Below are 21395 nucleotides of genomic sequence, written 5' to 3' on the forward strand. Positions count from 1 at the left end.
TCCTGCTGCCCTTTTATGATGTAAGGCTTGCTATCGGGTAATACGTTTATGCTGCGTTACTTAACTTTCGCGTTGCTGTACGCGTGTGCGTTTCCGGCACTTGCTGCTGATGACACTGCACTGTCAGAAACTACCTATATCCGCAATACCTTGATACAACAGGGTTTAGAGCGAGGGTTGGATAAAAGCCCAGAGTTGGAAAAACTCGTTACCGAATTCCGCAATGATCAACTAGCTCGTTTAGCGTTAGACGCGGCTCGTGAGGAAGGTATGCCTGATTTCACTGCCCGTGCTGAAGAGCTTTACCAAGCACGACAAGAAAAACAGTACCAATTACCGCTGCGTTTGCGGGTGCGGGTGTTGGAAATGGCAGTTAAAGAAGGTGACGCGACTGCAATACGTGACAAACTTAATGGTATCCGTGCCGAAGTTGCTGCGGGTAAAACCGATTTCAAAGCAGCGGTGATGGCACATAGTGATGCGGTGGATCTGAAACTGACAGAAGGTGATTCGCAATGGTTTCAGCAAGGTCAGCGACCGGATGTGTTTTTTCAGGCAGCCGAGAAGTTGTCAGCCAATAAGCCGTTGAGTGAGGTTTTTATTCACAACCATAAAGCCTATTTGCTCGCATTTTTGGATCGTAAAGCGCCAGAAACACGAACCTTTGCTGAAGTAAAATCAGAAATTATGACGGAACTGCAACAAGAATACCGCACAGACCGTGAAAAAATGTTGTTGGAGTCGTTGAGCACCGCGTTTAAATCTCAACAAGCTGCACGCTAATGGCAGCACATTGGGCGTTATTGTGGCAATTGCTCCGGCATGATGTACAAGAGCGTTATGTTGGAACGGTTTTAGGGGTGTTTTGGTTATTGGCGCAACCGCTATTCATGCTGCTGGTGTATGCCTTGGTCTTTGGTGAGATTTTGCAAGTGCGTTTGGGGACATCAACGGAAACAGGGGCATTTGCAGCTTGGTTATTGGCGGGTTTAAGTGCCTTCAATGCCTTGGCAGAGGTGTTGACGCGTGCCCCCTCTGTTCTCATTGAACGTCGTGAGTTATTGCTCAATTCACCTTTGCCGCCTGCGCTATTGCCGCTGTTGCCGGTGGGGGCTTCACTAATAGTGGAAGGTTTATCTGTGGGGTTATTGTGGTTGTGGCTGTGTGTGCAGGGGCAATGTCAGCCACTGGCTATCGTACTATATCTGCCTTTTTTGTTGTTACGCTTGTTGTTTTCGTTAGCCTTTGCGTATGGTTTAGCGGTACTGGGCGTATTCTTGCGTGATTTGCGTCAGTTGATCCCACCGTTGTTGACGGTATTGCTGCTGGTGTCACCGATTGTTTACCCCATGAGTATTGTACCTGAGTCATTTCAGGGCTGGTTTGCATGGAATCCACTGGCTTATTTGGTGGAAGGCTACCGGGTAGCTCTGCTGGAAGGGCGATTTTTGTGGGAGGCATTTGCGGGGCTGCTGGTGTTGGCAAGCGCTTGTGTAGCGCTGGGGTGGTGGTTATTCCAACACTTACTGTTACGGGTGAGGTATGTGTTGTGAGTGTTGACTGGGCTATTCGCTTGGAAGATGCAGGCGTGGCGTATCGACGTTATGCGCATCCGCGTGATGCTTTGCTGGAATGGGTGTTACGTCGTCCACGCCATACGCCATTTCATGCATTACAGGGGGTGAACCTAGCCTTGCCAGCAGGCGCTTCCTTGGGTGTGGTGGGGGACAATGGGGCGGGTAAAAGCACTTTTCTGAAAATGCTGGCAGGTAATTTGCCGCCGACGGAGGGAAGGTGTGAGATTCGAGGCAGGCATTCAGCTTTGTTGGAATTAGGCACGGGCTTGCAACCAGCGTTCAGTGGGGTGGAGAATGCGCGGCTGGGTCTGGCATTGCGCGGGCTGAGCCATGCAGAGATCGCTGCGAAATTGCCAGCGGTGTTGGCGTTTGCGGAGTTGGGAGCGTTTGCTCAACAGCCTGTGAAAACGTATTCGAGCGGCATGATTGTGCGCTTGGTGTTTGCGGTGGCGGCGGTGATTGAGCCAGATGTATTGATTGTGGATGAGGCATTGTCGGTAGGCGATCAATATTTCCAAAAAAAATCCTTGGATCGGATGCGGGCTATCTTGAGCAATGGCGCAACGCTGGTGTTTTGTTCTCACAATCTTTATCAAGTCCGGGAAATGTGTCGCCAGGCAGTGTGGTTGGAACAGGGTAAAGTCAGGTTGTTTGGTGATGCGCAAACGGTGGTGGATGCGTATCAGGATGCGGTGCGTGCCAGAGCTGCTGTCGGGGCAGATTTACCTAGTGGTTTCAAGCATCAGCAACAGGGTAGCCACCTAGGATTACCGCTGTTGCTCAGTGTTACCTTGAATCGTGATGTGTTTCAAACGTATGAGCCTTTTTCGATTCATATTCAAGCCACTCAAGGGAATCGTCCGCTGGGGGATGTCCATGTCGGTATTGTTATCCGGCGTAATGATGAGGTGCAATGTTACGGCATCAGCACCTTGCATGATGGGGTCACGCTGCAAACGGTGGGGGAGGGTATCCTTGCTACTACTTTCAGTATTGAGCAACTGCAGTTGCTGGCTGGGGAATATTGTTTAGAAGTTTGGTTGATCGACAGCAGCGGGGTGCATGTGTATGACTCGCGGGAACGTTGCTGTCACTTTCGGGTGCAACAAGCTGGGCAGCATCAAGGGGTTGGTATGGTGGCATTGGCGCACCGTTGGGGTGAGGTGGCACATGCCGTTACGTCCTGATGATTTTTCATTACGCTATAACCTATTGTTTCCATTGTATGGTCGCTTGCCACCGTCAGCCGGGTATGCATTAGCTGCGCAACAAGCCGCATTTTTTAGGCGCAAAAAGCAGGATGAGGAAGCGCTGATCCGTACCCAGATGCAAAGCGCTTTTCCCCAGGCGAGCGCGATGCAAGTAGAAGGTTGGCTCAGTGATTATTACCGTATGGTGGAGCAGGAAGCACTGGATACTTGGTATTTGCAACACCAACCCATTCAGAAAATTGTTGAGATGGAGGGGTTTGCCGCCATTGAACGGGCACGTAAACAAGGCAAGCGAGTCATGTTGACGGGGGGGCATTTTGGGCGTTTCTGGATGGCAGGAGCCGCGATGCGGGCGCGTGGTGTGACGACAGGTACGATTACCCGTGATGGTGGTAATGCGAACGTTCATGGGCTACATCCTGCCGAGTACCGTTACCGTTTATTTAAATTGCAGCGTTTACAGCGGGCGTTGGGTGGGCCTTTTTTAGTGGAAGGCGATGAGTTGCGTCCCCTGTATCGGGCGCTTAATGATCACTTAATTGCATTAATTTTTGATGTTCCATACATAGAAGCGCATAAAGGAAGGGTGACAGTTAATTTTATAAGCGGTACTATTGACCTGCCTGCCGGTATTTATCGAATTGCAAAAAAAACCAAGGCATGGATCGCGCCATTCTTTATGCGTGATTTTGGGGGGGGTCGGGTTTGCGCAGAGTTTGCAGCATTGCTTGATCCAGATGATTATGACGAAACGGCATTGATGGGGATGCTTGCCAGCCAACTGGAACAGCGCATTCGGGAAAATCCCGGTCACTGGTGGTTATGGCCTGCACTCCCTCTGCTACGGAGTAACAAGAATGACTCAGGCGACAGCCAACTCACTGGACGATAACCATTCCCATAGTCAAATTGTACGGCGCGTTCCACGCTATGCCCATGTGCTAGAGTTGGGCTGCGGTGATGGCAGTATGTCACGTTTGCTACGTGAACGTTGTGAGGCAAACATTATTGGTATTGATCACAACCCGGATATTGTTTGGCAAGCCCAGCGTTATTGTGATTACGTCTTTACTGAGGATTTGGATGACCCGCAGAGTTTAGATGCGTTAGAAGATGAGAAATTTGATGTTATTACCTTGGTTGACGTGTTGGAACACTTGAAACACCCTGAATCACTGCTGCGACGGCTTAAACCCTTGTTGTTGGATGAGGGGCAAGTTCTGATTTCTATTCCCAATATTGCCCATGCTTCGGTACGCTTGGAATTACTCAATGGGCATTTTGATTATGAGCCAGCGGGTATTTTGGACGATACACACTTAAAGTTTTTTACAGTTGAAAGTGTGCAGGCATTGCTGGCGGATGCTGGGTTTGCGGTGAATGAGATTGACTATACTTGGCATGATTTGCCGGATGAGGTGATTAAGCAGTACTTGCAAGCGGCAGGTTTAGAGTCCACACCTGCAGCGTTAGCCAAGTTTCATGAGCCAGAGGCTGTTGCATACCAATTTATTATTGCAGGCAGCCCCATTGTGGAGAAATCCCCTAAGGGTAAAGTAAGAACGATCCAACATCGCTTAAAGCCGATTGATGCTTCGTGGCAAACATGGGGCAAAGTACACACGGAGTTGGCACTTGCACAGGCAGAACTGGAGCGGGTTTATGCCACTAGGAGTTGGCAAATGCTCCGTAGAGGGGCAACGGCATGGCGCAGTATTCAGGCACGATTCATGCATGAGTGATACAGTGATGGTTGATTAAATTGTAATAATTATAATAAGTTGGGGTATTGGGCAGTGAATCAGGCGCACGCAACCATCAAAGTCAGTGTGATTCTGCCAGTTTACAATCATGCCCGGTGGGTGCAGCAGGCCATTGCATCAGTGTTGGCACAATCGTTCACATCGTTTGAGTTGATTATTATTGATGATGCCTCGATAGATACTTCTTGGCAGGTGATTCAGTCCGTTTGTGCAATCAACCCCGCAGCACGGATACGTTGCTTGCGTCATCGCACCAATCAGGGTGCACCCGCTACGATTAATGAAGGTCTACAGCTTGCATATGGCGAATATTTATCCATTCTAAATTCCGATGATGTTTGGGAGGCGGGGCGTTTACAACGCTTAGTCAGGCTGGCGGATAGCCAAGGCGTCGATTTCATCAGTACGGATGTCGCCGTTTTGGATGCAGATTCCAATCCTAAAGAACAGGCGGAACCCCATTGGGTGGCTTGGTTTGAAGGCTTGAAGCAAGATTATGCTGTTCATGCAGATACTAAGGCGACTTTATTGCGTGGTAATTTCCTGATTACAACCTCCAATTTCTTTTTCCATCGTCGTGTGTATGAGCAGGTTGGACAGTTCGCCGAGTTGCGCTATGTGCACGATTATGAGTATGCCTTGCGGGTAGTGGCGGCAGGTTTGCATGTGCAATTTCTGAGTGGTGAGAAATTGTTGGGTTATCGTTTGCACGATACCAATACCATTCGTGAAAAACCGTTGGCTGCGATTGAGGAAAACATGCAATTGCTGTTGCGTTGGTTGCCACTGTTGTCAGCACCGCTGGCTGGCTTGTCTGCGCAACTTCAGGATTTATACCGTTATACTTGTGAAGAGTGGTTGACGTTGGTACATCAACGTCTACTGGCGCGTGAGCAGGAGTTGCTACCGTTAATCCGTGATCGTGATGCTTGGATTACGGAGCGCGACCAGCTTATCCGCGATTTGCAGCAGCATGTGGCAGAACAGCGCCAATGGCTGGCTGATCGTGATGGGTGGATACGCGAGCGTGATGCATGGATTGTGCAACGTGATGGTTGGCTGGTGGAACGTGATACGTTAATTCAGCAACAGGTTGCAGCTTTAGCGGCACGTGATCAGTGGGTGGCTGATCGTGATGGGTGGATACGCGAACGTGATGTCCTTATCCAGCAATTACAACAGCAGCAACACGTATTGCTGCATAGCCGCGCTTTCCGTTTGGGACAGGCATTGTTAAACCCGTTTCGCCGTTGTAAGCAATGGTTGAGGGGAGGTGAATTGTGCCTGAAAAGTTGATTGTGCGTGATTGGCGACATGTTCGGGTATGGTTGGAACCGCGTCTTCAGGGGGTGCGGCTGGTTTCCCTCGATGTATTTGATACGGTGTTGGGGCGTTATGTTGGCGACCCGCTAGAAGTACAGCGTGCGGTGTGCCGTGCCGTGAGCCAACGTATCGGTATGGATGCGGAAACAGTGTGGCGGGCGCGTCAGCAAGCAGAACAGGCGTTACGTGCTGAAGCTGTACAGGCAGGTTTTGATCATGAATGCCGTTATAGTGAATTACTTACCCGTTGGCTGGAGTGTCTCCCTTCGACTGTGCTCAGGGAGCAAGAGAGGGGGGCTTTACCGCGATTTATTCGGCAAACGGAGCTGGCGCTAGAAGCTGCAACCCTGTATGTCAAGCCTGATGCACAAGTCTTCATGGACTGGGTGCGCGAACAAAACCTAGAAATTATTGCCATGTCTGATATGTATCTGGATGGCGATATGCTGTGTGAGTTGTTACGGCGACTGGGTATTGTTGATTATTTCACCTTTGTCTATGTGTCAGCGGATTTCAAGTTGGGTAAATACAGCGGGCGCTTGTTTGAGAAAATGCTGCAAGTCAAAGGGTTGGATAGCCAACAGGTGGTTCACATCGGCGATAACCCCATTTCAGATCGACGCATGGCGTGCCGTACTGGGGTTCAGGGTGTTTGGTTATATGAAAAAGCGGACTTGCGCCGTCGTGAGCGTCAGGTGCTGTCAGCACGTATGGCGCAACGCGGTGGCATTTGGGCAGGGCGGCACTTTTTTGAATGCGTGCAAACCCGTAGCCAGCAGCAAGATGGCCTAAACCCGCGTGATTTCTTTTTTCGTTATGGGCGTGATGTATTGGGCCCCGCCTTTAGTGTGTTTATGCAAGGGTTGCAAGAACGTTTGCAGCAGCAGGCCGATGCAGGTAAGCCCTTGGAAAAGTTGTTGTTTGTGGCGCGTGATGGTTTTTTGTTTGAACGTTTGTACCGCACGACAGATGCAACGGTTCCGGCTGAGTACGTGTATTTATCGCGGCGTGTCATAACGGCAGCGTCAACAGCAGATGGCTTGAGTCATGCGCAAGCAATAGTGGCGTTCTATAACCCCAAGCAACAGGGGTTAGCTTCGGTTTGTAAGGTGTACGGTTTGCCGGAAGCTGCCTTGCAGCCATTGGCGCAACAGCACGGGTTTGAGGATTTTTCCGCGCCGATTCATGATTGGGAGGATGTGCGTTTGCATCACTTTCTCCAGGATGAAGCGGTACAGGCTATTATTCGGGCTGAGGGTAAGCAGCACCGCGATTTATTGCAACGGTATCTGGAACAGGTGGGTTTTTTCGCGCATCAGCGGGTGGCGCTGGTGGATATTGGTTGGAATGGCACGGTGCAGAAGTTCTTGAAGCAGGCGTTTGGAATGCGTAAGGATTTTCCGCAGTTACAGGGTTATTACTTTGCCTTTGTCCCGAAATTGTATGCGGACTTTGGGGACGATAATACCTGTGAAGGCATTGTGCATGATTCGCGACGGGGTAATGCCTGCGAGCGTATTCCCGCCGAGTTTGAGGAGATTTTTGAGCAGGGGGCGCGTTCTCACGAGGCAACCACGATTGCTTACCGGGAGCAAGATGGGCGTATTGTGCCTGTTTTGAAGTCCGCACAGGCTCCTGACCGGCAGGCTGAATTGGCTTGCAATCCGTTGGTGGCACAGATGCAGCTAGGTATCGCGCATCATTGGGGACATTTTCGCGCTGTTCAGCAACTGACTGGGTATTCTAGTCAACAATTATTGCCTTATGTGCACGGTGTGTTAGAGCGTGCGGTGGTTTACCCCACGACAGAGGAAACCTGTGAGTTGACGAAGTTAGTGCATACCGAAGATTTTGGGCATGACCATGTGTTGGCTCTGGCGAATCAAGCGGTGGGCTGGGGGGATTTATTACGTCCGCGTCGTTTGTGGCAGCGGTTGGAGTTGAGTGCTTGGCGCTATGCCTTGTTTGAGCGGATGCCGTTGGGGATTGCGAATTTTGTGTTTCGGATCGCGTATTTACACACCGTAAAAAAATAATAAACCAAGGGGACTGTTATGGTGCTGAGTCCAGTAAAACTGTTTGTGTATGCGCTGGCGTTCCGTTTTTCATCGGGGCGTGGGCGTTGTTTTAGCCCCGGAATCAAGGCAATGACAATTTGGTACGCTACACGCCTGCGCTTGTTTTTATTAGATCGTGCTGCGGTTAAGTGGTGGCGCGGGTGGTTTGAGTCTGCGTGAGTATGGATAGTGTGCGGGTGCAGATTTTACTGTCCACTTGGAACGGTGAGCGCTGGTTGCCTGAGTTATTGGCTTCGCTGGAAAGGCAGACGTTTCAGGATTGGCAATTGCTGATTCGGGATGATGGCTCGACTGACCAAACCTTACGTATTTTGCTGAAGTGGCAGGCAGCCTACCCGGAAAAGCTGGCAGGTTTGCTGTTGGATGGCAGTCATTTGGGAAGCAAGCTGAGTTTCAGCCGCTTGGTTGAGGCGAGTACCGCGCCATGCTTGATGTTTTGCGATCAGGATGATGTGTGGTTTCCCGAAAAAGTGGAACTGCAATACACGGCACTGCGGCGTTTGGAAGCACAGTATGGTGAGGAATCCCCCTTGTTGGTGCATTCCGATTTGGTGGTGGTGGATCAGGGGCGGGTTTTACAAACGGTGTCATTTTGGGACTATCGTGGTTTTGAGGTGAATCAGCGCAAGCAGGCGTATTTGCTGAATAATGTGGTGACGGGTTGTGCGACGGCATTTAATCGTGCGGCGGCGCAATTGGCTTTTCCGCTGCCGGTGTATGCGATGGAGCATGACCGTTGGTTGGCCTTGGTATGCGCATGGTTTGGGCAGATACAGCCTTTACCACACCCGTTACTGTTGTATCGCCAGCATGAGGATAACGAGATCGGGGCAGAGCCAGCCACTGTGAATGGGTTGAGTGAGCGGGTTGAGGCATGGAGTCAACAGGCAGACGTTTTCTTGCACCGTTTCGGTGAGCAGTTAGATGCTGAGGATTACAAACTGGTGGAGGCTGTTGCCGGGTTACGCCATTTGCGCGGTTGGAAACGGCGGCAACATATTTTACATCACCGGCTATTTAAGCAGGGCGTTTTGAATAATGTGGCGTTACTGCTGTTTGCTTAATCACAGGGATATACTTATGACAACAATAATTTCGCGCCCTGATGTGGCTGTTATCGTGTTGACGCGCAATGCCGGGCGTTTGTGGCCGGAATGGATCAAGGCTATTCAGCATCAGACGGTGCAGGCAGGGCGTTATTTGGTCATTGATTCCATGTCTGACGATCATACGGCAGACTTGGCAGTGGCTGCGGGTCTAGCGGTGCAGTGTATTCATCCGCGTGATTTCAGCCACGGTGGCACACGCCAATTGGCGGCAGAATTATGCCCGGATGCGGCGTTTCTGGTTTACCTGACGCAAGATGCAGTCCTCAAACAAGTGGATTCGTTGGAAAAGTTGTTGAGGCATTGCGATGATGAGCAGGTGGGAATGACTTACGGGCGGCACTTACCACGTGCAAATGCGGATGCCTTAGAATGCCATGCGCGTGAGTTTACGTATCCTGCAATAGTGTCTGTGCGTGATCGTGAGAGTTTTAAAACGCTGGGGTATCGTGCGGCGTTTGCCTCGGATGTGTATGCGGTGTATCGGGCGAGTGCGTTGCGCAGCATCGGTGGGTTTCCGCAACATATTATCGTTAGTGAAGACAGTTATGTGGCAGCACGTCTGTTGCTGGCTGGGTGGAAAACGGTGTATGCGGCTGATAGTACCGTGGAACATTCACACCATTATTCTTTGATTCAGATTTTCAGGCGCTATTTTGATGTGGGGGTGTTTCATGCCGCCGAGCAGCCGTTGATGCAGGCGGTTGGATTACCTGATCGTGAAGCTTGGGTGTATGTGCGTTCATTGATTACGTATTTGTCTAAACGTCGCAAATGGTTATTGCCACTCGCGGCGCTACAAACCCTAGTGAAACTCATCGGTTTTCGTTTGGGGAAGCGTTACGATAAATTGCCGCGAGTGGTATGCAAGATGATTAGTGTGCAACGCGCCTATTGGGTGGATGATGTTGGAGGGAAGGGCGTATGCAATACGCCCCTACCCATCCCCACTGGTAGGGGCGTATTGCATACGCCCTCTTTAGGTGCATTAGCGCACCAAAGATATGAAAAATGTGCGAAAAGTTTGTTACAGAATGTTGACAAGGAAAAGCTCGAATATTAGAATATTCATATATTGTTTACTACCGATTTAACACTCCTCCATCCTCCTTTGGTGGTAATTGCGCGGCTCACATGAGCCGCGTTTTTTTATGTCAGATTGATAGTAATGGTTGCCTGATTTTTCATGTGTTTGTCTCTTTATTATTGCCTCTCCGTCTGTGTGAGGCATTTTTTTGTGGGTTGGCTGATGGTAAACACTTGAGAATTAGCGCCACTTACCCTAAAATGCCGCGTTTCTTTGTTCCCCCACCTTTTTAGGTTTGGGGTGGATCGGCAAAACAGATTTAAGAAGTGGATTGAGCAAGATGAAAACATTCAGTGCAAAGCCAGCTGAGGTAAAACGCGACTGGTACGTCGTCGATGCCGAAGGTAAGGCGCTAGGCCGTTTGGCCTCCGAAGTTGCCCGGCGTTTGCGTGGCAAGCACAAGCCAGAGTACACCCCGCACGTTGATACCGGTGATTACATCGTTATTATCAATGCAGACAAAGTAGGTATTACTGGTAATAAAGCCAAAGACAAAACCTATCACCATCATACCGGCTATATCGGTAACATGCGTGCCTTCACCTTTGAAAAGATGCAACAACGTGCTCCCGGTCGTGTTATCGAGCTGGCTGTTAAAGGCATGTTGCCAAAGAATCCACTGGGTCGCGCCATGTACCGTAAAATGAAAATTTACGCTGGCACAGAACATAACCACCAAGCACAGCAGCCGCAAGCGCTGGACTTTTGATCGGGCAGGAATGAAACATGGCTGAAACACAATATTACGGCACTGGTCGTCGCAAATCTTCTTCTGCTCGCGTCTTCATGCGTGCAGGTAGTGGTGCGATCACCGTTAACGGCAAAGCACTGGGTGACTTCTTCGGGCGTGAAACCGCCAGCATGGTCGTGCGCCAGCCGCTGCACACCGTTAACATGGCTGAGAAATTTGACATCAATGTGACGGTTGCTGGCGGTGGTATCACCGGTCAGTCCGGCGCGATCCGTTTAGGTATTGCCCGTGCGCTGTTGCAATATGACGAAACGCTACGTGGTGATCTGAAGTCTGAAGGCTTCCTGACCCGTGATGCGCGTAAGGTTGAACGTAAGAAAGTCGGTTTGCACAAAGCACGCCGCGCGACACAGTTCTCCAAGCGTTAATTATCCGGCAGGTCGACGCAGTTTTTTAAGGCGTTCCCAATCTGTTGTAACAAAGCCACAGCGTGTTGCCACCTGTGGCTTTGTCGTTTCTAAGCTGCTGAAATTCAAGATGCTACCGTTCGTCGGTATGCTGCGCTTTTGTCAAGCAATAGATGTGGCGTTTCTGCAACATTTGTACTAAGCTTTGTAGCGTATTTGCAAAAAAGCAGTTGCAAGACGCTGGCAAGGGATGTATAAATACTTCCGTCAGATTGAACAAATCGAAGATTAAATTTTAAAGACAGGACAAACCTTCTTAATAGGAGTCGACTCATGAAAAAATTACTCGTAATCGCAGTTGCTACTGCACTGATCGCACCTGCTGCGGCAATGGCTGATACCACTCTGTACGGCAAACTGCACGCTACTGTTGGTAATGTTGAAACAACTAAAGGTGCTGTAGAATCTTCTGAAACAGTTGTAGAAAGCCACTCTTCACGTCTGGGTGTTAAAGGTTCTACCGAACTAGACAACGGTCTGAGCGCTACTTATGGCTTGGAATACGGTATTGACCTAGATGGGGATAATGAGAAAAATCCGTCAGGTTGTAGCGATGATCCTGCTAGTGCTACGAAATGTAATGCCCAGTCTCGTGGATTAAGTGCCCGTAACACTTTCGTTGGTTTGAAAGGCGGTTTCGGTGAAGTTCGCGTTGGTCGTCACGATACTCCAGCTAAATTGGCTACAGCAGGTCTGGATGCTTTTGCTGATACTTATGCAGACATGGGTAACATCATCGCTGCTGATAATCACCGTGTAGACAACGCAGTTGCTTACATCACTAAAGTTGGTCCTGTCGGTTTGGCAGCGACTCACTCTACTGAAACTGACCTGCTTGGTGGTGATGGCGACCGTAACGGTGGTACTACTGCTAACACTGTAATGGCTAACTACAGCAATGGTCCTATCTATGCTGCTTTGGGTTACACCACACTGGATACTGCTCCTAGCGAAATGACCGTTACTAACTTGGGCGCTGGCTACAAAGCTGAAGCTGGTCACTTTGCTAACGTTGTTTATGAAACAAGCGAAAGCGCAACTGGCACTGAAGATACCAACGTGTATGTAGCTGGTGGCTTCAAAACTGGTGCTGCTACTCTGAAAGCTGGCTACGGTAAAGGCGAAACTGACGGTGCTGGTGAAGAAGAGCAAACTACTGTCGGCGTTGACTACAGCTTAGGCAAGAAAACTTCTGCTTACTTGCTGTGGAACGACAACACCAACACTGGTCGTGTTGCGACTGGTGCTGAAAGCTCAACTACTGCTACAGCAGTTGGTTTGGTTACTGAATTCTAAGATCCTGCTGGATTTTAGCTGACAGTTAAAGAAAAGGCTCCTTCGGGAGCCTTTTCGCATTGTGGGGAATCCGTTATAAAAGTATAATCTTGACCATGTACTGAACTAGGTTGTAAGTCATGTTATATCTCAATCTCCATGAGGCCAAAACACATCTATCGCGTTATCTTGAGCAACTGCTGCAAGGTGAGCGTATCTTTCTATGTAAACGGAATGTGCCTATTGCAGAGATACGCGCATTATCCAAACCGCTCCAACAAAAACGCCCCATCGGTTTGGCAAAAGGTGAATTCACCGTGCCAAGTCAGTTTTTCGACCCCTTGCCGGATGATTTAATCGCCGCATTTGAGGGACGCTAAGAATGCGCTTGTTGTTGGATACCTGTACATTTTTGTGGCTTATCTCTGATGATGATAGCTTGAGCCAAGCGGCACGCGAGCTATTTCAAAATCCACAAAACGAAGTTGTTTTAAGTGTTGTGTCAGTGTGGGAAATTACGGTGAAATACCAGTTGGGTAAGTTGCCCTTGCCACAGCATCCGCGTCAGTATATTCCGCAAAAACGCATCCAGCATCAGATAGAGTCACTCAGTCTGCATGAGGAGGCGATTCAACACTTGGCGAATTTGCCCGAAATTCACCGCGACCCGTTTGATCGGATGCTGATTTGTCAGGCAGTTGAGGAGGGCATGGTACTGCTTACTCCTGATCCCTTGATTCAGCAGTATCCGGTTAAAGTGATCTGGTGATGCCTAAAATCCGTCAATGCCAGCCCTGTACCGCCTGTTGCGACGGTTGGGTTCAGATGAACATCATGGGGGCAGATGTCTACCCCGGTTGCCCCTGCCCACACAGTACTGGCAAAGGCTGCAACGACTACGCCAACCGCCCTATAGATCCGTGCGATAATTTCAACTGCGGTTGGGTCATTCCCAACAGTCCACTGCCGGATTGGATGAAACCAAACGAAGCCAAAGTCATGGTGCTGTTCAACAAATTCCAATGGCGCGGTGTGCCGGTTGATGTGGCGATTCCCGTCGGTAAACGCATTCCCCCGCGAGCTTTGAATTGGCTGAAACAGTTTGCCGAGCAACACGGTCGCCCCTTGGTCTATTTGGAACAAGAAATCCTCGACGGCAAGTTCCAGAAAGACCAGCAAGCCATTGCTTACGGCCCGCCAGACTTCCAGCAGGAGGTGGCTGCAAAAATTGCTCAAGGCCACCGCTTGTGGCATTAAACAATCCCCTTTGTGATAACAGGTTTTTTTCAATGGTGCAGCGCGTTACACTACGCCTCTTTGCATAAGAGCATTCGTGAACGCCATGACAGCTACCCACCCGATTCGGGAAATTCCGTACAACTACACTTCATTCTCCGACAAGGAAATCGTGCAACGCTTGTTGGGTGCGCGGGCATGGGAAATCCTGCAAGCCTTGCGTGAAAAGCGCGAAACCGGCATTTCGTCGCACATGTTGCTGGAAATCCTCGGTGATATGTGGGTGGTGCAGCGCAATCCTTACATCCACGATGACCTGCTGGAAAACCGCGAGCGGCGGCAATCGCTGTTCGACACCCTCAATGGGCGCGTCGAAAAGATTGAAGAACGTGCCAACGGCAATGCCCTGACGTTAGAGTTGATGCAGATTGCCCGCAGCGCCTTGACACAATTTGCGGAGATGTTTCGGGCGGAATACGATTTGCGCGAAAAAGCCCGCAAGCGTCTGCAAAAGATTACCCGCAAAGACAATATTCAGTTTGATGGCTTGGCACGGGTGTCACACGTCACCGATGCGACCGACTGGCGGGTGGAATTGCCCTTCGTGGTACTGACCCCGGACACCGAAGAAGAAATGGCGGCGCTGGTCGGCGAATGCATTGAGTTGGGGTTGACCGTGATTCCGCGTGGGGGTGGCACGGGTTATACCGGCGGCGCAGTGCCATTGGATGCGCGTAGCGCGGTGATTAATACCGAAAAGCTCGAATCCCTCAGTGAAGTGCAATACCGCACCGATTTGCCGGGCGTGGATAAAACCGTGGCAGTCGTGCGCACAGGGGCAGGGGTCATTACCCGCCGCGTGTCGGATTTGGCAGGCAAGCACGGTTTGGTGTTTGCGGTTGACCCGACTTCGCAGGATGCTTCCACCATTGGCGGTAATATCGCCATGAATGCCGGGGGCAAAAAAGCGGTCTTATGGGGAACCAGCCTCGACAACCTGCTCTCTTGGCGCATGGTCACGCCGGATGCGGATTGGTTGGAAGTCACGCGCCTGAATCACAATCTCGGCAAAATCCACGATCAGCAAACCGTGCAATTTTCGGTGCAACGCTTCCTAGCCGATGGCAAAACCCGCAAAGGTGAAGCGGAAATCCTCACCTTTGAAGGGCGCTATTTCCGCAAAGAAGGGCTGGGCAAGGATGTCACCAATAAATTCCTCGGTGGCTTGCCCGGTATTCAAAAGGAAGGCTGTGACGGTTTAATCACCTCCGGCGAATTCATTTTGCACCGGATGCCCGACCAAATTCGTACCGTCTGTCTGGAATTCTACGGCACCGATTTGCACGAAGCCGTCCCCGCGATTGTGGAGGTGAAAAACTACCTCGACGGGCGCAATGACGTGCTGCTGTCCGGCTTGGAGCATCTAGACGAACGCTACGTCAAAGCGGTGAAGTATACCCCGAAAGGTGCTCGCGGTATGTTGCCGAAAATGGTGCTGATTGCCGACATTGTGAGCGATGACGAAAAGGCGGTGGCAGAATCCGCTGCCGAAGTGGTGCGTTTGGCGAATGCCCGTAATGCCGAAGGTTTCATTGCGATCAGCCCGGAAGCACGTCGTCAGTTTTGGGCAGATCGTTCGCGCACGGCAGCGATTGCGGCACATACTAATGCTTTTAAAATTAACGAAGACGTAGTGATTCCGCTGCACAATTTGGCGCGTTACACCGAAGGCATCGAAACGATTAATATCCGCCAGTCCATGCAAAACAAGTTGCGCATGATTGACGGTTTACTGGAGCATTTGGCGGGCGATTTGCCGGAATTGCGCGCCGTGGCGGACTATGAGGCGAGTGCCGAACGCAGCTCCATTTGGGCAAACAAGCTGACCCATGCGGTGGATTACCTTCAGCAACGCAAAGTGCGTTGGGAACAAATTCTCGCGCATTTCGATGCACCTGCCGCAGCGCACCAAGACTTGCTGGATGACACCGCGAAAGCTGCACAACGTCCGCAAGATCGCATGATTGATTTACTATTACGGCGTGATTTGCGCATTTCTTACCGCAAGGAAATCATTCGACCGTTGCAGGAAATGTTTGCTGGGCGTGAATTAGAGCCGTTGATGCAGGCGATGGAAAAAATCCACCGCAAGATTCGCACCAGCCGCTTGTTCGTGGCGCTGCACATGCACGCAGGCGATGGCAATGTGCACACCAATATTCCGGTGAACTCCAACGATTACGGCATGTTGCACGAAGCCGAGCGCATGGTGGATGCGATTATGGTGTTGGCGCGGGAATTGGATGGGGTTATTTCCGGCGAACACGGCATTGGCATTACCAAATTCCAGTATTTGGATGCGCGTGAAATCAATGAGTTTGCCGCGTATAAGCAAGACGTTGACCCGCAAGGGCATTTCAACAAGGGTAAGTTGCTGCCGGGGTCGGGCTTGCAGAATGCCTACACGCCGTCGTTACGCTTGGTCGAGCGCGAGGCTTTGTTGTTGGAACACAATGAGTTGGGTGCGCTGAACAACGACATTAAGGATTGTTTGCGCTGCGGTAAGTGTAAGCCGGTGTGCAATACGCACATTCCGCGTGCCAATTTACTGTATTCGCCGCGTAATAAGATTCTGGCAACTGGCTTGATGATTGAGGCGTTTTTGTACGAAGAGCAAACGCGGCGCGGGGTGTCGATCCGCCATTTCGATGAAATGAACGATGTCGCTGACCATTGCACGGTGTGCCACAAGTGTTTCAACCCTTGCCCGGTGAATATCGACTTCGGTGAAGTCAGTGTGCGGATGCGCAGTATTTTGCGCGAACGGGGTAAGAAAAAGACTAGCCCGGTGACCTGGGCATCCATGCAATTCCTGAATCTGAAAGACCCGACGCAAATCAATGTGATGCGTACCGGCATGATCAAATTTGGTTACAAGGCGCAGCGTTTCGCGTATTCCTTGGCGAAAGCAGCGAATGTGTTAGGTGCTGATAAACGTCCGGCGGCGACGTTGGGGAAACCGGCGATTAAAGAGCAGGTGATTCAGTTCATTAAAAAGCCGTTGCCTAAAGGGCTGCCCGCGAAAACTACTCGTGCAATGTTGGGTTTGGAAGACGATAGCGTGATTCCTATCTTGCGCGATCCGGTGAAAACAGCGGATAAACGTGGCGATGCAGTGTTCTATTTCCCCGGTTGCGGCTCGGAACGCCTGTTCAGTCAGGTAGGTTTGGCAACGCTGGCAATGTTGTACGAAACCGGCGCAACCACGGTATTGCCACCGGGGTATTTGTGCTGCGGCTACCCGCAAAACGCGGGCGGCGATTTGAAGAAGGGCACGCAAATTTCCACCGAAAATCGCGTGTTGTTCCACCGCGTGGCGAATGCGTTGAGTTACCTCGACATTAAAACCGTGCTGGTATCGTGCGGGACGTGCATGGATCAGTTGCTCAAATACGAATTCGACAAGATTTTCCCCGGTTGCCGCTTGCTGGATATTCACGAATATTTGCTGGAAAAAGGTGTGAAAATGAACGGGGTTAGCGGTATTCAATACGTGTACCACGACCCTTGCCACACACCGATGAAGCAGGTTAACCCGCTGAAAGTCACTCAGGAATTGACAGGTTCCAACGTGGTGTTGAGCGAGCGTTGCTGCGGGGAAGCGGGGACGTTTGCGATTAGCCGCCCGGATATTGCCAGCCAGTTACGTTTCCGCAAAGCTGAAAGCCTCAAAGCAGGGGTTCAGGAATTGACCGGCAATGACATGGCACAGAATGGCAAGGTGAAAATCCTCACGTCCTGCCCGGCTTGCCAGCAAGGGTTGTCGCGTTATGCAGATGATACTGGGATGGAAACCGATTACATTGTGGTGGAAATGGCGAATTATTTGCTGGGCAATGATTGGCAACAAGGGTTCGTCGGCAAGGCGACACACGGCGGGATAGAGAAAGTACTACTTTAACTTAGGGTGCTTGTAGCGGTGGATGATGTGATTTCTTGCGAATCCAATTCACTGCTTTGAGCACGCCTTTACGTGTTACGACCCATTTTTCCAGCTCGAACTTGCCGGGGAAGTTCATGATACCCAAACCTATCATAATGGTCAGCAAGCCTTGCCCCGGTAACACGAGCATGGCAATACCGGCTAACAGCACGGGCAAGCCAAGCAAATTGCGCACTAGCGCGTGGGGTTGTAGCAATACGTGCCACTTGTGTGGGTCACGCGGACGGATGAAATAATCCGGCGGAATTCGTATAAGAAACCACGGTAGTAGCAACAGCGATAACACGAATGTGAATGCAGATAAGATACCGAGCCAGATGAATAACGTTTCCAAATAAAAACCCCAGCGTGATGAACGATGGGGGATTGTACTCGAAAAAAAGAAGCCCCTCCTAACCTCCCCTTGTCAGGGGAGGAATAAGAGAGTGTGAGCCTTAGTTATCCGGGTTGGCTTTGATTTTGTGAATGCTTAAGTCAGCGCCGTTGTATTCTTCTTCTTGTGACAAGCGAATGCCTAGTGTGGCTTTGAGGATACCGTACACCACAAAGCCGCCTGCTGTCGCAATCGCTACGCCAAGCAACGTACCCACCACTTGCGCCCCAAAGCTGACACCGCCTACACCGCCGAGTGCTTCTAATCCAAAAATGCCTGCCGCAATGCCGCCCCATGCGCCACACAGCCCGTGCAGCGGCCATACACCCAATACGTCATCAATTTTCAGCTTGTTTTGTGCCAAGGTGAATGTCCACACAAACAATCCGCCAGCCACTGCGCCGACCACCAATGCGCCTAATGGATGCATTAAGTCCGAACCCGCACACACCGCCACCAAACCGGCTAAGGGGCCGTTGTGGACGAAACCAGGGTCATTTTTGCCTGCAATTAACGCCGCAATAATGCCGCCGACCATTGCCATTAACGAGTTGATAGCCACTAAACCGCTGAGACCTTCCACTTTTTGGGCAGACATGACATTAAAGCCAAACCAGCCGACGGTCAGAATCCATGCTCCAATCGCCAAAAATGGAATGCTGGAGGGCGGATGTGCCGACATGGGTTTGCCATCTTTGGTGTAACGCCCGTGCCGATGTCCTAACAAAATCACCGCACCCAAGGCCAACCAGCCCCCCATGGCGTGGACGACCACGGAACCCGCAAAGTCATGGAAGGCAACGCCAAATAATCCGGTGATCCACGCTTGCACTCCGTATAAATTGTTCCAGATCATGCCTTCAAAGAAAGGGTAAATCAGTGCCACGATAATAAAGGTGGCAATGAGTTGTGGATAAAATCTGGCGCGTTCCGCAATCCCGCCGGAAATAATGGCGGGAATGGCTGCGGCAAAGGTGAGGAGGAAGAAGAACTTCACCAAGTCATACCCGTTCTTTTCCGCCAAAATACTGGCGCTATCAAAGAAACCGACTTGATAAGCGATGTAATAGCCGATGAAAAAATACGCTATTGTCGAAACCGCAAAATCCACAATGATTTTCACCAGTGCATTCACTTGGTTTTTGTGACGTACTGTGCCGACTTCTAAAAAGGCAAAGCCTGCGTGCATTGCCAGTACCATGACAGCACCCATTAACACGAACAGGGTATTTAATGCAGAAACCAGTTGCTCCATACCTAACCTCTAACACCTGAAGAGCCAAAAGAGTTGCCATCATAACCGTTGGATAATCAATGACTAGGGTGTGATGCACAAAATGCGTGAGGGTGGTGCGGTTTTTTCAGAGTAGTGGTATTTTTGCAGGCATATAATCACAGTTATTGTGCCTTATTATTTTTTAGCACTATCTTGGTGCGTTATTTGCACCAAGATAGCAAAATTATATTGTTGAACCTTGCGTATAGCCTTTGCTCAGTAGACTTGCCTGTCACCGGTTTGTGTATATGATAATCGGATACGGATTAAGTTGAACATTCAGGATGAATACAGTGTTGCATAGACTCAAGTTCGATGAGCTGTCGGTATCAGGAATCATGCTCTTTTTTGGGGGGTTATTGTGGGTAATGTCATTCACGCAAGTGGCGTTTTATACCGATCAAGGCGCAGTGATGGGCTATTGGGTGGCTGCAACCGGTTGGTTAGGGTTTGGGTTGTTCCAGTTCGCTTGGTATGCCAACTTACTGGAGCTATTAGGGGTGCTAATTATGCCACGCTACCCTAATCGTGCCATGTTGGTGGTTGTAGTGGGCGCACTTTTGGCAGGGCAAGCTTTTTGGTTTACTGAGATTCCGGGGGGGGATGTGGATATGCGGGTCATCAGGCTGGGGACAGGATTCTGGATGTGGTATGCCAGTATGGTATTGATAACCTTAGGCGTGATTTTTGGAGCGGCTGAGGAAGAAGTCACGTCTTCCTCAGCTTAACGCGGTTATATTAGAAGTCGCCTTCTGCACCGCCACGCATAATGTCAGTCATGATCTCTTGTACCTTGACTGCTTCAGCATGAAGCTCAGGTGGCAGCGTTTTGCCGCCGTAAATCATCATATCCATATTGAGTGAGTACAGGTGATATTTGCCTTCCTTGTCTTGGATCATTGCAATCCGGCATGGCAGGTACGCAGAAAAGGCATCACTGAAATCGACCATTTTCATCGCCGTTTGTGGGTTACAGAACTGGTAGATTTTCAGGAAGCGCTGGTCTTGCCCGGTTTCCAATTTCACTTGTTCAGACAGCGGCAATTCGCCAACCGCTTTGATGTTGTGCTTGTTAGCAATGGATTTCATCGACTCTTCAGCATCTTCCGGGGAAACGCCTTCCGCCAACGAATATTTGACGACGGTTGCATCAGCCGAGTTGCCGCTTTCCTTCAGCTTAGTCCACATATTCATGTAAACATCTTTCGCTTTGGGGTCAAAGCTATCTAACGCTGCTTTTTCAGCAGCAATGTCTATATCACCCATTAGGCTCATCATGGGGGCAAATTTGGTGTAAGCGTATGCGCCACCAATAATGGCAACGAGGCCGATAATGGCAAGAATGTTACGGATGAAATTCATGAAGTCTCCTAGCGTAATATAAATGGGGAAGCCATCAATGGATGGCTTCCTTATACGTTTTATTCCCTAAAATGACGACTATTTTAGTTATTGTGTGTCAATTTTTGCCATCAGGGCGAATGATTTCACGAAAGGCCCCGCCATGGCTGGGTTTTTCAGCATTGCGCCGTAGTCACCTGACAAGAATTTCAGTTTACCAAAGGTGTAAGCAGTTCCTAGGCCGACCATACCCATCGGTTCTTTTGTCCATTTCATCCAGTCTTTGCGGTCGGCACGCATGTCCCAATCTGGGCTTTCACCGTTGTAATCGCCTGCACGGACACATTCGCCATTTTCGACAACGAAAACACCCATCGGTTTAGCTTCGCCTTTCAGGCCACAAGTGATGATGGAATTGAACCCGATCGCAGCAAGCTTGTCTTTTACTTCAGGGTCGTTGTTCCAGAGATCCTTGAGTTCGTTCATCCAGTCGGCAGAAAAAAGTTGTGGCATGGTTCCTCTCCTAGTTTGTGTTGATAATAACGGTAACGTTGGTTTGTAATGCGGCGTTATAAAACTGAAATTTAC

Annotated in this window: 22 protein-coding genes; 18 read left to right on the forward strand and 4 right to left on the reverse strand. The window is 50.2% G+C overall.

Annotation, left to right across the window (positions count from 1 at the left end):
• Nucleotides 1–48 precede the first annotated feature (48 nt).
• The 17 genes from BLV87_RS00395 (at nt 49) to BLV87_RS00475 (ending at nt 17775) form a co-directional block, all read left to right on the forward strand.
• Complete coding sequence (locus tag BLV87_RS00395) at nt 49–783, forward strand: peptidylprolyl isomerase (protein ID WP_093064252.1); 735 nt, start codon at nt 49–51, stop codon at nt 781–783.
• Entirely contained in the window at nt 783–1553 is a 771-nt protein-coding gene (locus tag BLV87_RS00400; RefSeq protein ID WP_093064254.1) for an ABC transporter permease, read from the forward strand. Before BLV87_RS00395 ends, BLV87_RS00400 begins: the two co-directional genes overlap by 1 nt.
• Complete coding sequence (locus BLV87_RS00405) at nt 1550–2764, forward strand: ABC transporter ATP-binding protein (RefSeq protein ID WP_093064256.1); 1215 nt, start codon at nt 1550–1552, stop codon at nt 2762–2764. Before BLV87_RS00400 ends, BLV87_RS00405 begins: the two co-directional genes overlap by 4 nt.
• Entirely contained in the window at nt 2748–3680 is a 933-nt protein-coding gene (locus BLV87_RS00410) for a lysophospholipid acyltransferase family protein (protein WP_093064258.1), read from the forward strand. Before BLV87_RS00405 ends, BLV87_RS00410 begins: the two co-directional genes overlap by 17 nt.
• On the forward strand, nt 3646–4530 hold the full coding sequence (locus BLV87_RS00415; protein WP_093064260.1) for a class I SAM-dependent methyltransferase: 885 nt from the start codon (nt 3646–3648) through the stop codon (nt 4528–4530). Before BLV87_RS00410 ends, BLV87_RS00415 begins: the two co-directional genes overlap by 35 nt.
• 54 nt (nt 4531–4584) lie before the next feature.
• Nucleotides 4585–5847 (forward strand): glycosyltransferase, encoded by a 1263-nt coding sequence (locus BLV87_RS00420; RefSeq protein WP_175517791.1) that lies wholly within the window; start codon nt 4585–4587, stop codon nt 5845–5847.
• Complete coding sequence (locus BLV87_RS00425; RefSeq protein ID WP_093064264.1) at nt 5832–7910, forward strand: HAD family hydrolase; 2079 nt, start codon at nt 5832–5834, stop codon at nt 7908–7910. The genes BLV87_RS00420 and BLV87_RS00425 overlap by 16 nt, the downstream gene beginning before the upstream one ends.
• Before the next feature lie 18 nt (nt 7911–7928).
• Entirely contained in the window at nt 7929–8111 is a 183-nt protein-coding gene (locus BLV87_RS00430) for a hypothetical protein (protein WP_093064266.1), read from the forward strand.
• Nucleotides 8112–8113: 2 nt separating this feature from the next.
• Complete coding sequence (locus BLV87_RS00435) at nt 8114–9016, forward strand: glycosyltransferase family 2 protein (protein WP_093064268.1); 903 nt, start codon at nt 8114–8116, stop codon at nt 9014–9016.
• 16 nt (nt 9017–9032) lie between these two features.
• On the forward strand, nt 9033–10121 hold the full coding sequence (locus BLV87_RS00440; RefSeq protein ID WP_093064270.1) for a glycosyltransferase family 2 protein: 1089 nt from the start codon (nt 9033–9035) through the stop codon (nt 10119–10121).
• Between the two features lie 304 nt (nt 10122–10425).
• Nucleotides 10426–10854 (forward strand): 50S ribosomal protein L13, encoded by a 429-nt coding sequence (rplM, locus tag BLV87_RS00445; protein WP_093064272.1) that lies wholly within the window; start codon nt 10426–10428, stop codon nt 10852–10854.
• 17 nt (nt 10855–10871) lie between these two features.
• Entirely contained in the window at nt 10872–11264 is a 393-nt protein-coding gene (gene rpsI, locus BLV87_RS00450; protein ID WP_093064274.1) for a 30S ribosomal protein S9, read from the forward strand.
• A gap of 312 nt (nt 11265–11576) precedes the next feature.
• On the forward strand, nt 11577–12599 hold the full coding sequence (locus BLV87_RS00455; RefSeq protein WP_093064276.1) for a porin: 1023 nt from the start codon (nt 11577–11579) through the stop codon (nt 12597–12599).
• Nucleotides 12600–12718: 119 nt separating this feature from the next.
• Nucleotides 12719–12958, forward strand: a complete 240-nt coding sequence (locus tag BLV87_RS00460) for a type II toxin-antitoxin system Phd/YefM family antitoxin (protein WP_093064278.1) — start codon at nt 12719–12721, stop codon at nt 12956–12958.
• Between the two features lie 2 nt (nt 12959–12960).
• Nucleotides 12961–13347 carry a type II toxin-antitoxin system VapC family toxin gene (locus BLV87_RS00465; protein ID WP_093064280.1) on the forward strand — a complete coding sequence of 129 codons (387 nt, stop codon included), beginning with the start codon at nt 12961–12963 and terminating at the stop codon, nt 13345–13347.
• The gene (locus BLV87_RS00470; protein ID WP_245706857.1) at nt 13347–13835 is read left to right on the forward strand and encodes a hypothetical protein; all 489 of its coding nucleotides are present in this window, start codon (nt 13347–13349) and stop codon (nt 13833–13835) included. The genes BLV87_RS00465 and BLV87_RS00470 overlap by 1 nt, the downstream gene beginning before the upstream one ends.
• A gap of 85 nt (nt 13836–13920) precedes the next feature.
• Nucleotides 13921–17775: a DUF3683 domain-containing protein gene (locus BLV87_RS00475; RefSeq protein ID WP_093064284.1), complete on the forward strand. Its 3855-nt coding sequence runs from the start codon at nt 13921–13923 to the stop codon at nt 17773–17775.
• Between the two features lies 1 nt (nt 17776).
• Here the strand turns inward: BLV87_RS00475 and BLV87_RS00480 are convergent, their stop codons facing one another.
• Both BLV87_RS00480 and BLV87_RS00485 read right to left on the reverse strand, forming a co-directional pair.
• The gene (locus BLV87_RS00480; RefSeq protein ID WP_093064286.1) at nt 17777–18151 is read right to left on the reverse strand and encodes a PGPGW domain-containing protein; all 375 of its coding nucleotides are present in this window, start codon (nt 18149–18151) and stop codon (nt 17777–17779) included.
• Nucleotides 18152–18251: 100 nt separating this feature from the next.
• Nucleotides 18252–19445 carry an ammonium transporter gene (locus BLV87_RS00485; RefSeq protein ID WP_093064288.1) on the reverse strand — a complete coding sequence of 398 codons (1194 nt, stop codon included), beginning with the start codon at nt 19443–19445 and terminating at the stop codon, nt 18252–18254.
• Nucleotides 19446–19759: 314 nt separating this feature from the next.
• On the opposite strand from BLV87_RS00485, the gene BLV87_RS00490 reads away from it, so the two are divergent.
• Entirely contained in the window at nt 19760–20194 is a 435-nt protein-coding gene (locus BLV87_RS00490; RefSeq protein WP_139282094.1) for a hypothetical protein, read from the forward strand.
• Between the two features lie 10 nt (nt 20195–20204).
• Here the strand turns inward: BLV87_RS00490 and BLV87_RS00495 are convergent, their stop codons facing one another.
• Together BLV87_RS00495 and BLV87_RS00500 are read right to left on the reverse strand one after the other, a co-directional pair.
• Nucleotides 20205–20828, reverse strand: a complete 624-nt coding sequence (locus tag BLV87_RS00495; RefSeq protein ID WP_093064292.1) for a DUF302 domain-containing protein — start codon at nt 20826–20828, stop codon at nt 20205–20207.
• Nucleotides 20829–20915: 87 nt separating this feature from the next.
• Complete coding sequence (locus BLV87_RS00500; RefSeq protein ID WP_093064294.1) at nt 20916–21320, reverse strand: SCP2 sterol-binding domain-containing protein; 405 nt, start codon at nt 21318–21320, stop codon at nt 20916–20918.
• Between the last annotated feature and the right edge of the window lie 75 nt (nt 21321–21395).

The organism is Thiothrix caldifontis (genome assembly GCF_900107695.1).
GTDB lineage: Bacteria > Pseudomonadota > Gammaproteobacteria > Thiotrichales > Thiotrichaceae > Thiothrix > Thiothrix caldifontis.

Bases quoted from the DNA above. Each gene is read 5' to 3' on its own strand.
- BLV87_RS00395 (WP_093064252.1), top strand. From the start codon at position 49: ATGCTGCGTTACTTAACTTTCGCGTTGCTGTACGCGTGTGCGTTTCCG.
- BLV87_RS00400 (WP_093064254.1), top strand. From the start codon at position 783: ATGGCAGCACATTGGGCGTTATTGTGGCAATTGCTCCGGCATGATGTA.
- BLV87_RS00410 (WP_093064258.1), top strand. From the start codon at position 2,748: ATGCCGTTACGTCCTGATGATTTTTCATTACGCTATAACCTATTGTTT.
- BLV87_RS00415 (WP_093064260.1), top strand. From the start codon at position 3,646: ATGACTCAGGCGACAGCCAACTCACTGGACGATAACCATTCCCATAGT.
- BLV87_RS00430 (WP_093064266.1), top strand. From the start codon at position 7,929: ATGGTGCTGAGTCCAGTAAAACTGTTTGTGTATGCGCTGGCGTTCCGT.
- BLV87_RS00435 (WP_093064268.1), top strand. From the start codon at position 8,114: ATGGATAGTGTGCGGGTGCAGATTTTACTGTCCACTTGGAACGGTGAG.
- BLV87_RS00440 (WP_093064270.1), top strand. From the start codon at position 9,033: ATGACAACAATAATTTCGCGCCCTGATGTGGCTGTTATCGTGTTGACG.
- rplM (WP_093064272.1), top strand. From the start codon at position 10,426: ATGAAAACATTCAGTGCAAAGCCAGCTGAGGTAAAACGCGACTGGTAC.
- rpsI (WP_093064274.1), top strand. From the start codon at position 10,872: ATGGCTGAAACACAATATTACGGCACTGGTCGTCGCAAATCTTCTTCT.
- BLV87_RS00455 (WP_093064276.1), top strand. From the start codon at position 11,577: ATGAAAAAATTACTCGTAATCGCAGTTGCTACTGCACTGATCGCACCT.
- BLV87_RS00460 (WP_093064278.1), top strand. From the start codon at position 12,719: ATGTTATATCTCAATCTCCATGAGGCCAAAACACATCTATCGCGTTAT.
- BLV87_RS00465 (WP_093064280.1), top strand. From the start codon at position 12,961: ATGCGCTTGTTGTTGGATACCTGTACATTTTTGTGGCTTATCTCTGAT.
- BLV87_RS00470 (WP_245706857.1), top strand. From the start codon at position 13,347: ATGCCTAAAATCCGTCAATGCCAGCCCTGTACCGCCTGTTGCGACGGT.
- BLV87_RS00475 (WP_093064284.1), top strand. From the start codon at position 13,921: ATGACAGCTACCCACCCGATTCGGGAAATTCCGTACAACTACACTTCA.
- BLV87_RS00485 (WP_093064288.1), bottom strand. From the start codon at position 19,445: ATGGAGCAACTGGTTTCTGCATTAAATACCCTGTTCGTGTTAATGGGT.
- BLV87_RS00495 (WP_093064292.1), bottom strand. From the start codon at position 20,828: ATGAATTTCATCCGTAACATTCTTGCCATTATCGGCCTCGTTGCCATT.
- BLV87_RS00500 (WP_093064294.1), bottom strand. From the start codon at position 21,320: ATGCCACAACTTTTTTCTGCCGACTGGATGAACGAACTCAAGGATCTC.